The sequence below is a fragment of the Telluria sp. ZB4P34 genome, from assembly GCF_059686055.1.
The window spans coordinates 159,376-173,351 of sequence record NZ_JCASIF010000006.1; the positions used below are offsets into that span (position 1 = coordinate 159,376).

The 13,976-nt window shown below is 64.4% G+C and carries 11 protein-coding genes and 1 other RNA gene; 7 read left to right on the forward strand and 5 right to left on the reverse strand.

From position 1 onward, the window contains the following. Positions 1–29: 29 nt before the first annotated feature. Positions 30–2,645, reverse strand: coding sequence for a DNA gyrase subunit A (gene gyrA / locus AC56KL_RS12875; protein WP_497180551.1), 2,616 nt, complete (start codon positions 2,643–2,645; stop codon positions 30–32). A 471-nt stretch (positions 2,646–3,116) separates the two neighbouring features. Here gyrA and ompA point away from each other — a divergent pair, with 471 nt between their 5' ends. From ompA to AC56KL_RS12895, 4 genes are all read left to right on the forward strand, one after another. Continuing rightward, positions 3,117–3,833 (forward strand): outer membrane protein OmpA, encoded by a 717-nt coding sequence (ompA, locus tag AC56KL_RS12880; RefSeq protein WP_497180552.1) that lies wholly within the window; start codon positions 3,117–3,119, stop codon positions 3,831–3,833. A gap of 148 nt (positions 3,834–3,981) precedes the next feature. Further along, entirely contained in the window at positions 3,982–4,686 is a 705-nt protein-coding gene (gene ubiG / locus AC56KL_RS12885) for a bifunctional 2-polyprenyl-6-hydroxyphenol methylase/3-demethylubiquinol 3-O-methyltransferase UbiG (protein WP_497180553.1), read from the forward strand. A 40-nt stretch (positions 4,687–4,726) separates the two neighbouring features. Then, complete coding sequence (locus AC56KL_RS12890) at positions 4,727–5,434, forward strand: HAD family hydrolase (protein WP_497180554.1); 708 nt, start codon at positions 4,727–4,729, stop codon at positions 5,432–5,434. Between the two features lie 162 nt (positions 5,435–5,596). Then, positions 5,597–6,304, forward strand: coding sequence for a glycine zipper 2TM domain-containing protein (locus tag AC56KL_RS12895; protein ID WP_497180555.1), 708 nt, complete (start codon positions 5,597–5,599; stop codon positions 6,302–6,304). Positions 6,305–6,371: 67 nt separating this feature from the next. Here the strand turns inward: AC56KL_RS12895 and AC56KL_RS12900 are convergent, their stop codons facing one another. Next, the gene (locus tag AC56KL_RS12900; RefSeq protein WP_497180556.1) at positions 6,372–7,184 is read right to left on the reverse strand and encodes a class I SAM-dependent methyltransferase; all 813 of its coding nucleotides are present in this window, start codon (positions 7,182–7,184) and stop codon (positions 6,372–6,374) included. 213 nt (positions 7,185–7,397) lie between these two features. Between AC56KL_RS12900 and ssrA the strand changes: the two genes are divergently transcribed. Continuing rightward, positions 7,398–7,756: a transfer-messenger RNA gene (gene ssrA / locus AC56KL_RS12905) on the forward strand. 240 nt (positions 7,757–7,996) lie between these two features. Beyond that, on the forward strand, positions 7,997–8,734 hold the full coding sequence (locus AC56KL_RS12910; RefSeq protein WP_497180557.1) for a PEP-CTERM sorting domain-containing protein: 738 nt from the start codon (positions 7,997–7,999) through the stop codon (positions 8,732–8,734). A gap of 75 nt (positions 8,735–8,809) precedes the next feature. Here AC56KL_RS12910 and AC56KL_RS12915 read toward each other — a convergent pair whose 3' ends face one another. The 3 genes from AC56KL_RS12915 to tssF form a co-directional block, all read right to left on the reverse strand. Then, complete coding sequence (locus AC56KL_RS12915) at positions 8,810–9,433, reverse strand: type 1 glutamine amidotransferase domain-containing protein (protein WP_497180558.1); 624 nt, start codon at positions 9,431–9,433, stop codon at positions 8,810–8,812. Positions 9,434–9,520: 87 nt separating this feature from the next. Continuing rightward, on the reverse strand, positions 9,521–10,513 hold the full coding sequence (gene tssG, locus AC56KL_RS12920) for a type VI secretion system baseplate subunit TssG (RefSeq protein WP_497180559.1): 993 nt from the start codon (positions 10,511–10,513) through the stop codon (positions 9,521–9,523). Positions 10,514–10,515: 2 nt separating this feature from the next. Further along, on the reverse strand, positions 10,516–12,360 hold the full coding sequence (tssF, locus tag AC56KL_RS12925; RefSeq protein ID WP_497180560.1) for a type VI secretion system baseplate subunit TssF: 1,845 nt from the start codon (positions 12,358–12,360) through the stop codon (positions 10,516–10,518). 172 nt (positions 12,361–12,532) lie between these two features. Here tssF and AC56KL_RS12930 point away from each other — a divergent pair, with 172 nt between their 5' ends. After that, positions 12,533–13,966: an MATE family efflux transporter gene (locus AC56KL_RS12930; RefSeq protein WP_497180561.1), complete on the forward strand. Its 1,434-nt coding sequence runs from the start codon at positions 12,533–12,535 to the stop codon at positions 13,964–13,966. Positions 13,967–13,976 lie beyond the last annotated feature (10 nt).

A 13,976-nucleotide genomic window follows, 5' to 3' on the forward strand; every position in this document is an offset into this window, starting at 1 on the left:
GGCCGCGTCGATGCGGCCCGTCAGCTGGCTTATTCCGGCGCCTGTTCGATCTCGACCTCTTCCAGGTCGGTCTCGACGATGCGCTGCAGGCCGGACAGCTTGGTGCCGTCCTCCACCGCGATCAGGGTGACGCCCTGGGTGGCGCGGCCCATCTCGCGGATCTCGGCCACGCGGGTGCGGATCAGGACGCCGCCGGTGGTGATCAGCATGATCTCGTCGGTGGTCTCGACCAGGGTCGCCGCCACCACCTTGCCGTTACGCTCGGACTGCTGGATCGCGATCATGCCCTTGGTGCCGCGGCCGTGGCGGGTGTACTCCGTGATCGGGGTACGCTTGCCGAAGCCGTTCTCGGTGGCCGTGAGCACCGACTGCTGCTCGTTCTCGGCCACCAGCAGGGCGATGACCTGCTGGCCTTCTTCCAGGTTCATGCCGCGCACACCGCGCGCGGTGCGGCCCATCGGGCGCACGTCGTTCTCGTCGAAGCGCACCGCCTTGCCGCCGTCCGAGAATAGCATCACGTCGTGCTGGCCGTCGGTCAGCGCGGCGCCCACCAGCACGTCGCCTTCGTCGAGGTCGACCGCGATGATGCCGGCCTTGCGCGGGTTGCTGAAGTCGCGCAGCGGGGTCTTCTTGACGGTGCCCAGCGAGGTCGCCATGAACACGTAGTGGTCTTCCGGGAAGGTCCGGTTCTCGCCCGACAGGGGCAGGATCACGGTGATCTTCTCGCCGTCCTGCAGCGGGAACATGTTGACGATCGGCTTGCCGCGCGAATTGCGCGAGCCCTGCGGCACTTCCCACACCTTCAGCCAGTACATCCGGCCGCGGTTCGAGAAGCACAGCATGTAGTCGTGGGTATTGGCGATGAACAGCTGGTCGATCCAGTCCTCGTCCTTGGTCGCCATCGCCTGCTTGCCGCGGCCGCCGCGCTTCTGGGCGCGGTATTCGGCGATCGGCTGCGACTTCATGTAGCCGGTGTGCGAGAGCGTGACCACCATGTCCTGCGGGGTGATCAGGTCTTCGGTTTCCAGGTCGCTGGCGTTGTGCTCGATCACCGAGCGGCGGGTGTCCTTGCCGTTGTCGGCGTAGTCGCTCTTGATCTGCACCATCTCGTCGCTGATGATGGTGGTCACGCGTTCCGGCTTGGACAGGATGTCGAGCAGGTCGGCGATGTGGTCCATCACTTCCTTGTACTCGTTGATGATCTTGTCCTGTTCCAGACCGGTGAGGCGCTGCAGGCGCATCTGCAGGATTTCCTGGGCCTGCTCGTCGGACAGCTTGTACAGGCCATCCTGCTGCATGCCGTAGTGCTTCGGCAGGTGCTCCGGACGGAAGGCCTCGATGCCGCCGGACGCGCCCATCTCGGTGCGGTTCAGCATTTCGCGCACCAGGGACGAATCCCAGGCCTTGCCCATCAGCTCGACCTTGGCGATCGGCGGCGTCGGCGCGGCCTTGATGATCGCGATGAAATCGTCGATGTTGGCCAGCGCCACGGCCAGGCCTTCCAGCATGTGGCCGCGCTCGCGCGCCTTGCGCAGCTCGAACACGGTGCGGCGGGTAACCACTTCGCGGCGGTGCGACAGGAAGCACTCGAGCATCTGCTTGAGGTTCAGTAGCTTCGGCTGGCCGTTGACCAGCGCCACCATGTTCATGCCGAAGGTATCCTGCAGCTGGGTCTGCTTGTACAGGTTGTTCAGCACCACTTCCGGCACTTCGCCGCGCTTCAGTTCGATGACCACGCGCATGCCCGATTTATCGGACTCGTCGCGGATGTCGCTGATGCCTTCCAGCTTCTTGTCGCGCACGTTCTCGGCGATACGCTCGAGCAGCGATTTCTTGTTCACCTGGTAGGGCAGCTCGTCGATGATGATCGCGACGCGGCCGCCGTCCTTGCCGTATTCCTCGAAGTGGGTCTTGGCGCGCATCACCACGCGGCCGCGGCCGGTGCGATAACCGTCGCGCACGCCCGAGACGCCGTAGATGATGCCGGCGGTCGGGAAATCCGGCGCCGGGATCAGCTCGATGAGTTCGTCGATCGTGCAGTCAGGGTTCTTCAGCAGGTGCTGGGCGCCGTTGATGACTTCCGACAGGTTGTGCGGCGGGATGTTGGTGGCCATGCCCACCGCGATGCCCGAGGAACCGTTGATGAGCAGGTTCGGGATCTTGGTCGGCAGGACGGTCGGTTCCTTTTCCTTGCCGTCGTAGTTCGGCTGGTAGTCGACGGTATCCTTGTCGATGTCGGCCAGCAGTTCGCTGGCGATCTTGTCCAGGCGGCACTCGGTGTAGCGCATTGCCGCGGCGCTGTCGCCGTCGATCGAGCCGAAGTTGCCCTGGCCGTCGACCAGGGTATAGCGCAGCGAGAAGTCCTGCGCCATGCGCACCAGCGTGTCGTAGATCGACGCGTCGCCGTGCGGGTGATACTTACCCATGGTATCGCCGACCACGCGCGCGCATTTCACGTACGGACGGTTGTGCGCGTAATTACTCTCGTGCATGGAGTAAAGCACGCGGCGATGCACCGGCTTGAGGCCGTCGCGCACGTCCGGCAGAGCACGGCCCACGATCACGCTCATCGCGTAATCGAGGTAGCTCTTGCGCATTTCTTCTTCTAGGGAAATGGGAACTGTTTCTTTTGCGAATTGATCCATTGGGCGGGTCGATTGCTTTCAGGCTGATGGTTATGAAGGGCCTCGAGAAACTGTCGCGAGCGGCAACAGCGTTGGCCCGGAAGCGCAGCTGTACGAGAAGTACAGTGAGCATCCGAACCCGACGCTGCAACGCGCAGCAGATTTATCGAAGTCCTTTTAATTGCAACTGACGATTCTACCATGCGCCACTTGGCGTCAGCACAAAACCATGATTCACGGCGGACAGTTCCAGCATTGTCGATGTCGGCCGGGGCCGCTTGCTAAAATGTTGCAATAAAACAACGTCATGGAAAAATGCACAATGTTTGATTTGGGTACAGTCGTGCGCTTCTAGTGCATGTGGCAAAATGGACAGGAAATCAATTGTGTGTTTCACAATGCGGAACTGGCTCCCTTCCCCGGACGTGTTAATATTTTGCTCATAACGCCCCGCTGAGTTTCGCAAGGCATTTACCCGAAAGGAAAAAGAATATGAATAAGCTGGCAACCCTACTGCTCGTCGCCCTGGCTGCGATGGCGGGCAATGCGACTGCCCAGAGTGATGCGCCGTATGCGCCGCTGACCACCGACATCCAGGCGCGTACCCCGTACAGCGCCTACGTGCAGGACAGCCGCGGCGTGATTGCCCGCAATCCTTTCGGCCTGTGCTGGCGTACCGGCTACTGGACCCCGGCCGACGCGGTCCCGGGCTGCGACGCGCCGCTGTGCGTGCCGCCGGAGAAGCTGGAGAACGGCAAGTGCGTGGCGCCGCCGCCTCCACCTGTCGTCGCACCGGCGCCTGCCCCGGCGCCGGCCCCGACTCCGGCTCCGGCCCCAGTCCCGACCTCGGAAAAAGTATCGTATTCGGCCGACGCATTCTTCGACTTCGACAAGGCCATCCTGAAGCCGGCCGGCAAGGCCTCGCTGGACGACCTGGTGTCCAAGCTGGGCGACATGAACCTGGAAGTCATCATCGCCGTCGGCCATACCGACTCGATCGGCACCGATGCCTACAACCAGAAGCTGTCGATCCGCCGCGCCGAAGCCGTCAAGGCCTACCTGAAAGGCAAGGGCGTGGAAGAGAACCGCATCTATACCGAAGGCAAGGGCGAGAAGCAGCCCGAAGCCGACAACAAGACCGCGAGTGGCCGCGCAAAGAATCGCCGCGTGGAAATCGAAGTGGTCGGTACCCGTACCGTCAACAGGTAGTCCCGCAGGGATTGCAATGGAACCCCGCCAAGGCGGGGTTTTTTTTCGTGTCCGGCTTGGCCCGGAGTACAGTGGGATGTGCTACATCTCCTTACATATTTTCCGTGCGGCAGCCCGTGGTTCCGCTCATTTCCGTTATTATCCAAGTATGAATACGAACGCAGACCCATTAGAAATCCAGAAATTCAGCGAATTGGCTCATCGCTGGTGGGATCCGACCTCGGAATTTCGTCCGCTGCATGAGATCAACCCGCTGCGCCTGGAGTGGATCAATGCCCGCGCTCCGCTGCTGGGCAAGAAAGTGATCGACATCGGGTGCGGTGGCGGCGTGCTGTCCGAGGCCATGGCGCGCAAGGGCGCCAAGGTCACCGGCATCGACCTGTCGAAGAAGGCCCTGAAGGTGGCCGACCTGCACGGCCTGGAATCGGGTGTCGAGGTGCGCTACAAGCACATCTCGGCTGAAGAAATGGCGGCGGAAGAAGCCGGCCAGTTCGACGTGGTCACGTGCATGGAAATGCTCGAGCACGTGCCGGATCCAGCCTCGATCGTGCAGGCAGCAAGCACGCTCGTTAAACCGGGCGGGCACGTGTTCTTCTCGACGCTCAACCGCAACCCCAAGTCCTACCTGTTCGCCGTCATCGGGGCGGAATACGTGCTGCGCATGCTGCCGCGCGGTACCCACGATTACGCCAAGTTCATCACGCCGGCCGAGCTGTCGCAATTCGCGCGCCTGGCCGGCCTGCAGGTCGACGGCCTGAAAGGCCTGACTTACAATCCGCTGACCCGGATTTACTCGCTCAACAACGACACCGACGTGAATTACATGGTGGCGTGCAGCAAACCGCCGCAGTAATCGTTTTACTTTCCCGCGCACTGTTCCTTCTATCCTTTCCATGACCCTCCCGACCGTCCTGCCGGCACCGCGTGCCATTCTGTTCGACCTCGATGGCACGCTGGCCGACACCGCGCCCGACCTCGCGGCCGCCGTCAACTGGCTGCGCACCGAACGCGGCCTGCCGCCGACACCCTATTCGGTGCTGCGCCCTACCGCCTCGGCCGGCGCGCGCGGCATGATCGGCGCCGCCTTCGGCCTGGCGCCGGGCGACGAGGGATACGAGGAACTGCGCATGCAGTGGTTCGACCGCTACCAGGAAACCATGGCCGTGCACAGCTCGCTGTTCGGCGGCGTGACCGAACTGCTGTACGGGATCGAACAGGCCGGTATGGCGTGGGGAATCGTCACCAATAAGCCGGCGCGCTTTACGGATCCGCTGATTCCGCAGATCGGCCTGTCGCACGCGGGCTGCGTGGTGTCGGGCGACACCACCGGCTTCCCGAAACCCCATCCGGCCCCGCTGCTGGAAGCTGCGCGCCGCCTGGGCGTGCCGCCCGAACACTGCTGGTACGTGGGCGACGACAAGCGCGACATCGAAGCAGGCCGCGCCGCCGGCATGGTGACGGTGGCCTGCAACTGGGGCTATTGCGGCGCCATCGAACCCTCGAGCTGGGGTGCAGACTACCTGCTCGACACCCCGACCGACCTGCTGCAAACCCTGCGCACCGTGGTGGAAAACGCACGCGCCACTGCATCCACGGCGTAAGCCCTCCCTCCCCGGCGGGCCTTGCGGCCCGCCGCATCACCTCTCGCTTCTCGCTTCTCGCTTACAAGTCTTTACGATTGATACAGGCTTCGGTCTAGTTCTGCGGCGAGCTCGCCGGTAATCTACTCCCATACGACAACAACGTCATTTACGGAGCAGAACATGGAAACCACTCGCCAGAATGTCATCACCTCGCGCATTCATCCCCTGATGGCCGCTGCCGCCGTGTCGGTCGTCGTTGTCAGCCTGACCGGCGCCGCCGCAATCACCGGCCTGCTGCCGAATTCGAACAGCGCGCCCGGCGCGCCGGCAGCCCAGCTGGCAGCCGCCTCCCCGTATGCGGCCCAGGGGGCGATGCAGCAAGCGAACATGGTGCCGGTCACTACGGCGCAGGGCCAGGTCGTGATGGTGCCGGCCGCTACCGTCCACGGCCAGATGGCGACCGCCCAGCTGGCGGCGACGCCGGTGACGCCGCAACTGGCGACCCAGCTGGCAGCCGGCCCGGCGCCGCAGATGCTCGTGCCCGTGGCAGCCGGCCAGCAGCTCGCCTACATGCAGCCCGCGGTCCAGCCCGCACCGCAGCCTGAGCGCGTGATCGTGAAAGAAGTGATCCGCGAGAAGCCGGTAGTCCGCGTGGTCGAGAAGACCCGCGTGGTGCACGCCAAGCCGAGCCAGCCGCGCTACTACCCGCAGCACGCTCCTGCTCCGGCGCCGGCCCAGCCGAACTATGTCGGCATCGGCACCGGCGCGGTGATCGGCGGCCTGATCGGCAACCAGATCGGCGGCGGCAACGGCAAGAAGCTCGCCACCGTGGCCGGCATCATCGGCGGCGGCATGATCGGCAACGAGATCGCCAACCGCAATCGCTAGCTTTCACCCGGGCGGGGCGCATTCCGGCCTTTCCTGGTGACTGTTCCCTACCGAACCGCAGGCTTGTTCAGCCTGCGGTTTTTTTTCGGAAAATGCAGACGATGATGTCGCTTGGGAAGACGCGCAGCACGGGAATCGCGCACAGGATGGCGGCGTACTGCACCCACAGCGACAGCAACGGCACGTTGCCGGCGCAGCTCAGCCGCTCACGCAAGCCCTTGGCGCGCAGGGCCGGCAGCTCGGCGCTGTCGACCAGCTCGAAACCGCGCTCCGCCACCAGCCTGGCCAGGTTGTCGGTGCTGAAATAGTGCACGTGCGGCGACGGCAGGTCTTTCTGCCACAGCCGTTCGAAAGGCGAGCGCCATCCGAGCCGCGCGATGATTTTGGACAGGCGGTAGAAGAAGCCGCGGCTGCTGGGCAGGTTGAGGATCAGGATGCCGTCGGGATCCAGGCGCTGCTGGCAGGCGTCGAGCGCGCTGCGGATGTCCGGGATGTGTTCGATGACGTCGTTGAAGACGATGACGTCGAAGCGCTCGTCCGCGCGCAGTACATCGGGGAAGAAGCCTGCCCGCACCGGCAGACCCCTCGCCGCGGCGCGCGAGCCGACCACCGCATCGGGTTCGACGCCGAGTACCTCGAAGTGCTCGCGCGCCGCTTCCAGGAACCAGCCATGGGCGCTGCCCACGTCGAGCAGGCTGCGTCCTCCGGGCCGGGCATGCCGTTTGGCGTACTGGACAATGGCACGGAAATTCTCGAGCCGCAGGGCCTTCAGGCCCGCTTCGCGCTCGGCTTCGTTGACTTCGGGCCCCGTATGTTCGTTGATCGCAACGGACAGCGCCGCGCTTTCGTAGTGACAGGCGGGACAGGTCGCATGCCACAATGCGAGCCCAGCCGTTTGAGTATTACCACAGACGATGCAATCCATTCGCGTTCCCATCCGACAGATGTGACATTGACCAGACTACCCGCGCCATGATATTGCACATTCGTCATCCTGTGCGCATATCTTCCGGGGTGGCTTGACATTCAGCGCGATCCAAGCCGTTCGACTGCACGGGACGGCGAATTGGAGTACAATGAAGCTTCTTTCGTTGGGGGCGACCTGGTTTCGACGTTGGTTGCAAAGCAGCGCAGGGCATACCGAGGACTGGTTACCTCGTAAATACATCCAGAAATCAATAACTGCAAACGATAACTCGTACGCACTCGCAGCTTAATTGCTGCTAGGTCCACAACACCTCGCCCCTGGGGTGTGCCGCAAGGTTCGTGGACTCATTTACAGGGGCTCGCAGTAGGCCGGGTCACTTGGTCGACTGTTAAATAATAGGTGACTCGCTTGTCCAAAGGGTGCACATCCCCGTTGTCCAGGTTAAATTAATTGATAGTGCTAAGTATGTAGAACTGTCTGTAGAGTGCTTGCGGACGCGGGTTCGATTCCCGCCGCCTCCACCAAGCTTTCCAAAAAGCCGCTGATTCGTCAGCGGCTTTTTTATTGCCAACCTGAAACTGTGTCGATGTTTTTTACACTTCTGCTGTTTCTCAAGCTTCAAGGAGCATAAGCTTCTGATTCGTAAGAAAAAATCTTCTTGGTCCGGAAATTGCTTGTTCTTAATTTTTCTTTCTTGGTAGAGATTGATGAAATCTTCGCTAACGCTTTGTGCAGCCCTATTGCTGCTGTCCGCAGGCCCGACGATGGCCAAACCGATCACCCTCGGCTTTTCCGGCGTCCTCACGCACGCCTATGCTCCCAACGGAAACGAGCTCAGCTATTCAGATTTTTCGCTCAAGGGTACGATGACATTCGATCCCGACGCCGTAGTACCGATTCAGTTCGATTCAGGTGGAATCAGCAACTTCAATGCTGTGCGCGATTACGGATGCTATATGTACGACGCGGCGAAATGCATCGGCAAGGGTGGTGTGCGCGGACGCCCCCCGGTGCTTGGATTCACGCTGGAAACCGTGTTCGGTACGCATTCGTTCACGCCGGACCTGTCCGGTGGCGGTGTATCTTCGATACTGAGCCGAAGCGTACAAACCGAAGGCGATCCAAGCGAAAGCATCAGCTACATGCTTCTCAACAGTGTCACCAAAGGCTACCGCTCCGGCGCGAACTATAGCGGTGTACGCTATGAGAAGGAGGGGCAGTTGAACTTTACGGATACCGACCTCTTCAACGACGTCCTGGACTTCAGCGAACTCCCTGCCACACCTTACGCTTCGTTCTTCTACCGGCAGACGGTCTCCCGGGTACAGTGCGTGGATGATTTTGCACAGTGCAGTTCTACCGGCCTGTCCAATCCCGACCATGTCAACGTTGCAGGCTTCGTGACGGAAATCTACCAGATCGAGGACGTACCCGAACCGGCATCGCTTGCGCTGCTGGGCCTGGGCCTCGTCGGTATCGGCGCGCTGCGTTCACGCAAGTAAGACCTTAGAAGCCTGCGCGGCGCAGGCTTCTTCCTTCCATGCTGGCGCCGTACCATAGGGTTCGGCGCCGCACGCTCAAGACGTCGGCCCCGGATCCTTCCCCGCCTGCTGCACCACCATCAACTGCTTCATCAGCGCATCGTTGAACGCCGGGATATCGTCCGGCTTGCGGCTCGTGATCAGCTTGCCGTCAACCACGACCTCGTCGTCCGTCCATTCCGCCCCCGCCGCCTTCAGGTCGTCCTGGATGGCCGGATAGCTGGTCAGGTGTTTCGACTCCGCAATGCCCGCATCGATCAGGGGCCAGGGCCCATGGCAGATGGCTGCGATCGCCTTGTCGGCGTCGTCGAATTCCTTGATGAAGGCGATCGCCGCAGGATCCTGCCGCAAGCGCTTCGGATTCTCCTCGCCGCCCGGCAGCAGCAGGGCGTCGAAATCCTTTACCCTGGCGTCCGCCAGGTTCAGTTCCACCTTGAATTTGTCGCCCGGCTGGTCGTGGTTCATGCCCTGCACGTCCTCGCCTGCCGCCTTCGGCGAAACCAGGGTGACCTTGACACCTTTCTCCTCGAGAAAACTGCGCGGCGCGGTGTATTCGATTTGCTCGACGCCGTCGGTCATCAACACCGCGACCCGCCTGCCGATCAGGTCCTTCTCGCTCACCAGGTCCAGGTGATCGCCCGCATTCACACTATTCTCCATATGCCCTCCTGTCTGGTTCGTTCGCTTGTCGGGTCGATTGTAGGTCGCCCACCAGGCAGGCGTCGCGCGGATGACGGGCGCGCGCATCTAGGGAAGCAGGTAGCAGACGTCGTCGCGGTCGCGCTGGTCGCGGCGCGTGCACAGGAAACCGTCGAGCCCGAGCCGCACCGTGCCGTCCAGGCTGGCGCCGTCCACCTCGTCGCCGCGCAGCACGACCTGCAGTTCGCGATATGGAACTTCGATGGCAAAGCGCTCGAGCAGCGCCGCCAGCGCGCGGGCCCCGCTTGCCCCCGGCAGGAAACGCTCGAACACGGTCGAGGACACCGGCCCCACGCGGATACGGATTCCCAGTTCCGGCCGCAGCAGCCGCTCGCCGAGCGTGGCGCCGAGGCCGACCTCGCAGTTGTTCTCCCCCAGCCGGCTGCGTTCACGCACACCTAGCGGGTCCCAGCGGCCCGCGAACTGCTCCACCGTGACCGGTACCTCCAGGTACTCGCCCAGCACGCCGGCGATCAGGTGCGCGGGTACCACACGGCTGCGCAGCTGGGCGGCAAAATAGGCCAGGCTTTCGAAGGCCAGTCCGGTGTCCGGCTGCCCTCGCCCCCCCTGCTGCCAGCCGGCGCCGGCCAGCGCGGCGAGCTGGGCCAGGAAACGGTCGAGGTTGTGCTCGTCCGGCCCGCCGCGCACGCGGTACTTGCGCCAGGCGCGGTAGAACAGCGCCACCTGGCGGCTGGAAAAGGCATCGTAGAAAGCGCGCGGCCCCTCGTCGCGGGTGTCGTGCTCCCAGCCGGCGATCCGTTCCGTGTAATGCAGCGGCAGCGCGCCGTGCACGCCCAGCAGGCCCATCACCGCCGTGCGCACCTGCAGGCGCATCGCGCCCTCCCCCGCGTCGACGAAGCCCAGCGATTCGATCTCGCTCGACGGGAAGGCCAGCGACAGGCTGTTCTCGAAGCGGATCGCCGTTTCCGGCGACAGGCCGTAGCGGCGCAGCCAGCGCGACAGCAGGCGGATCGCCTGGAACAGTTCGTAGCGCCAGGGTTCGGCCAGCAGATGATCGATGCCGCCCGTGCTGCTCCCCACACTCACACCAGCGTCAGGTTGCCGTTGCGCGGCTCGCATCGCAGGAGCTCCCTGTCGGTGTGGGCCGAGCGCACCACGAGCCGCGTGAAACTGTTGACGTGCACGTACAGGCCGAGGAAGCGGTTCACCACTTCGGCGAACACATACAGGCTGCTGCCGGCAAAAGCCTCGTCGTCCACGGTCATGCGGACCTCCAGCCCGTGCACCAGGGTCGCGCCGATCCGGGTGCGCATCCAGGCCGTCGACGGCAGGGTTTCCATGGCGGCGATGCCGGCGATCTGGCGCTGGGTTGCCGCCGAGCGCGACAGGTCGTACAGGGTCAGCACTTCGCGGAAGGCGTCCAGGTCGCCCAGCGAGCGGTGGTTGAGCGCAAGCTGGGCCACCAGGCGCCAGTGTGCGCCGCCCGAGGACGGGAAGCTGTGCGGCAGCGTCGGCCGGCGCAGCAGGTGGATCGGCAGTCCGCCGGTCGCCGTTTCCGTGCCAAGGTCGCCGCCGGGCGCGCCGAAGCCGACCGTGGCCGCATGCGCGCCATTGGTGCAGGTCAAGTCGATCGAGGCCACGCACTGCTCGTCCGGGGACAGCGACATGCCGGCATCGGTGAAGCCGATCTTCATGCGCTGGCGCTGCAGGCCGCGGTCGTCGCGGCGCGCGAACCAGTAGCGATCGCGCAGTTCGCCCCCTTCGCCATGGCGCAGGCCGTAGTACGGCCGGTAGGCCGCCGACTGCACCCTGCCCTCGGCCGTGCGCAGCACCTCCACCCGGTCGATGCTGTAGACCTCCACGTCGTCTTCGTGGCGTCCCGGCGCCACGTCGTACATCGCGGTGCGGTGCGTGATGCGCACCGGCATGGCCGCCTGGTGGAACAGGTTGACCACCGGCGCACAGCCCGGCACCAGGTGCGAGGCGCCCAGGGTCGCCAACAGGCGCGCGGCGCCGCTGTCCCCGTGCAGGCCGCCGACGACCAGGTGCAGCGTGAAGCGGTGCGCGGCCGCCGGCAGCATGGGCGCCAGCTTGCCCAGGTCGATGTCGATGAAATGGAATTTTTCCGGGAAGGCGAAGTATTCGCTCAGCAGGCGGTAGGCGGCGTGTTCGCTGGGGCGCAGCGGCACCAGCGCATCGTCGTCGCCGAAGCCGCCCAGCGCCAGCGGCGCGCCCTCGAGCTGGCGCCACGGCCCGCCGTCACCGATGTCGAGATAGCTGGCCCCCACGTGCATGAACAGGGTGTCGATCAGGGCCGCCGTCAGCAGCGGATCGGCGTCGACGTACAGGCGCAGGCGCGGCATGCCGAGCTGGCGCAGCAGGCGCGCCGGCGCCGCGCTCTCGATGGTGATGGCCACCTGCCCGGTGGCCCGGGCCGGCAAGCGCACATGGGTGGGCGCATGCACCACCGGTTCGTAGCGAGCCCGCGCCACCCCGACCGGCGCCAGCACCAGGGAACTGGCCGTGCGGAAGCGGCAGGCCGTGCCCTTGCCGTGCAGGGCGCTCATTTCGGTGCCGCGCGGGACGGTCTGCAGCTGTTCGGGCTTGCCGCTCGGCTGGAGCCCGTGTTCGCTGCTGCTGTGGCCGATCCTGGCGATCGAGCAGGACGGTATGCCCTGCAGGAAGGTGGGATACAGGCTGCCGAGCAGGGCTTCGGTGAACTCGGGATAGTCGTCGTCGAGCTTGCGCGCGGTGCGCGCATTGAGCAGTGCGCAGGCCTGGACCAGGCGCCGGATGTGCGGGTCTTCCGTGCCTTCGGCGCCGATGCCCAGTTCGCCGGCCAGGCGCGGGTACTGGTGCGCCAGCTCGCGCCCGACCGTGTTCAGGTAGACCAGTTCACGCTCGTAGTACGGCAACAGCTCTTCCATGGCGCTCTCCTCTCGCAGCGTTAACGGTCCTGCACTTTCGAGCGCGAGACCTTGCGCCCAATCAAGAACGGAAGAGCAGTATCTATCTGGCATGCATGAGAGCGGCAATCCGAGGCGGGCTCGTCACTTCAACAGTAGAATGGAGGGCTTCCCGTATCGCCAGACATCCGCCATGACCGCCACCGTTTCCTCCGCCGCCGCATCGCCGGTCCGTCTTGAGATCGCCACCCTGTGGCGCCTGTCCTGGCCAATGCTGGTCGGGCAGCTGGCGACGGTGGGCATGGGCGTGGCCGATGTGGCGATGACCGGGCACGTGAGCGCCGAGGAACTGGCGGCCGTCTCGCTCGGCACCTCGGTCTGGTCGATCGTGCTGGTCACCGTCATGGGCACGATGATGGCGATCAACACGGTCGTGGCCCACGAAGTCGGCGCGGCGCGCTACGGCCAGGTCCCGCACTCGGTGCGCCAGGCGCTGTGGAAAGGCCTGCTGGTCGGCCTGCTTGCCATGCTGTTCGCCAACCTGTGCACGCTGCTGTTCGACCACGTGGGGCTGGACCGGGACGTGGCCGAGCGCGCCGCCATGTACCTGCACGTGGTCAGTCTCGGCATGCCCGCGTTTGCCTGCTACCGCGCCTTGTACGGCTACAGCACCAGCATCAACCAGACCAAGCCGATCATGTGGATCGCGATCATTGGCTTCATCTTCAATGTCTTTGGCAACTGGGTGCTGGTGTATGGCAAGCTGGGGTTCCCGCAACTCGGCGCGGTTGGCTGCGCCGTCGCGACAGCCGCAGGCCTGTGGCTGATGCTGGGCGCCATGATCGTCTGGATCAGGCATGCGCCGGCCTACCGCATGACCTATCCCTTCACCGGCTGGGAAGGTCCTGACTGGAAGGAAATCGGCGCGATGCTGCGCCTCGGCCTGCCGATCGGCGTGACCTACTTTGCCGAAGTCAGCGCTTTTGGCCTGATCAGCTTGCTGGTGGCGCGCTTCGGCGTGGTGGCCGTGTCCTCGCACCAGGTCGCACTGAACTTCGCCTCGCTCGTGTTCATGGTGCCGCTCAGTTTCTCGATCGGCATGATGACCCGGGTCGGCCAGGCCATGGGCGAAGGCAATCCGGTGCGCGCCCGCTTCGTCGGCTGGGTCGGCGTCGGCATGTCGGTGGCGGTAGGCGCGCTGTCGGCGATCTTCATCGCCATCTTCCGCTGGGAGATCGCGGCTGCCTATACGTCCGACCCGGCAGTGCAGGCCGCCTGCGCCCACCTGCTGCTGTTCGCGGCCCTGTTCCAGCTGTCGGACGCCACCCAGGTGGCCACCGCTTCGGCCATCCGCGGCTACCAGGTAACGCGTCCGCCGATGATCATCCAGCTGCTCGCCTTCTGGGGCGTGTCGCTGCCGCTCGGCTGCATCCTGGGGCTGGCGCCGAGCTGGTTCCCCTGGACGCCGGCGGCGCCGATGTCGACCACCGGCTTCTGGATCGGCCTGGTCGTGGCGCTGACCGTGGCAGCCGTCCTGCTCACCTGGTCGTTCGAGAAACTGGCGCGCCAGCGCATCCGCGCAGGGGAAAGCGGCAAGGGGTCGGCACAGTCCTTGATACATACCTGATACAGCTTTT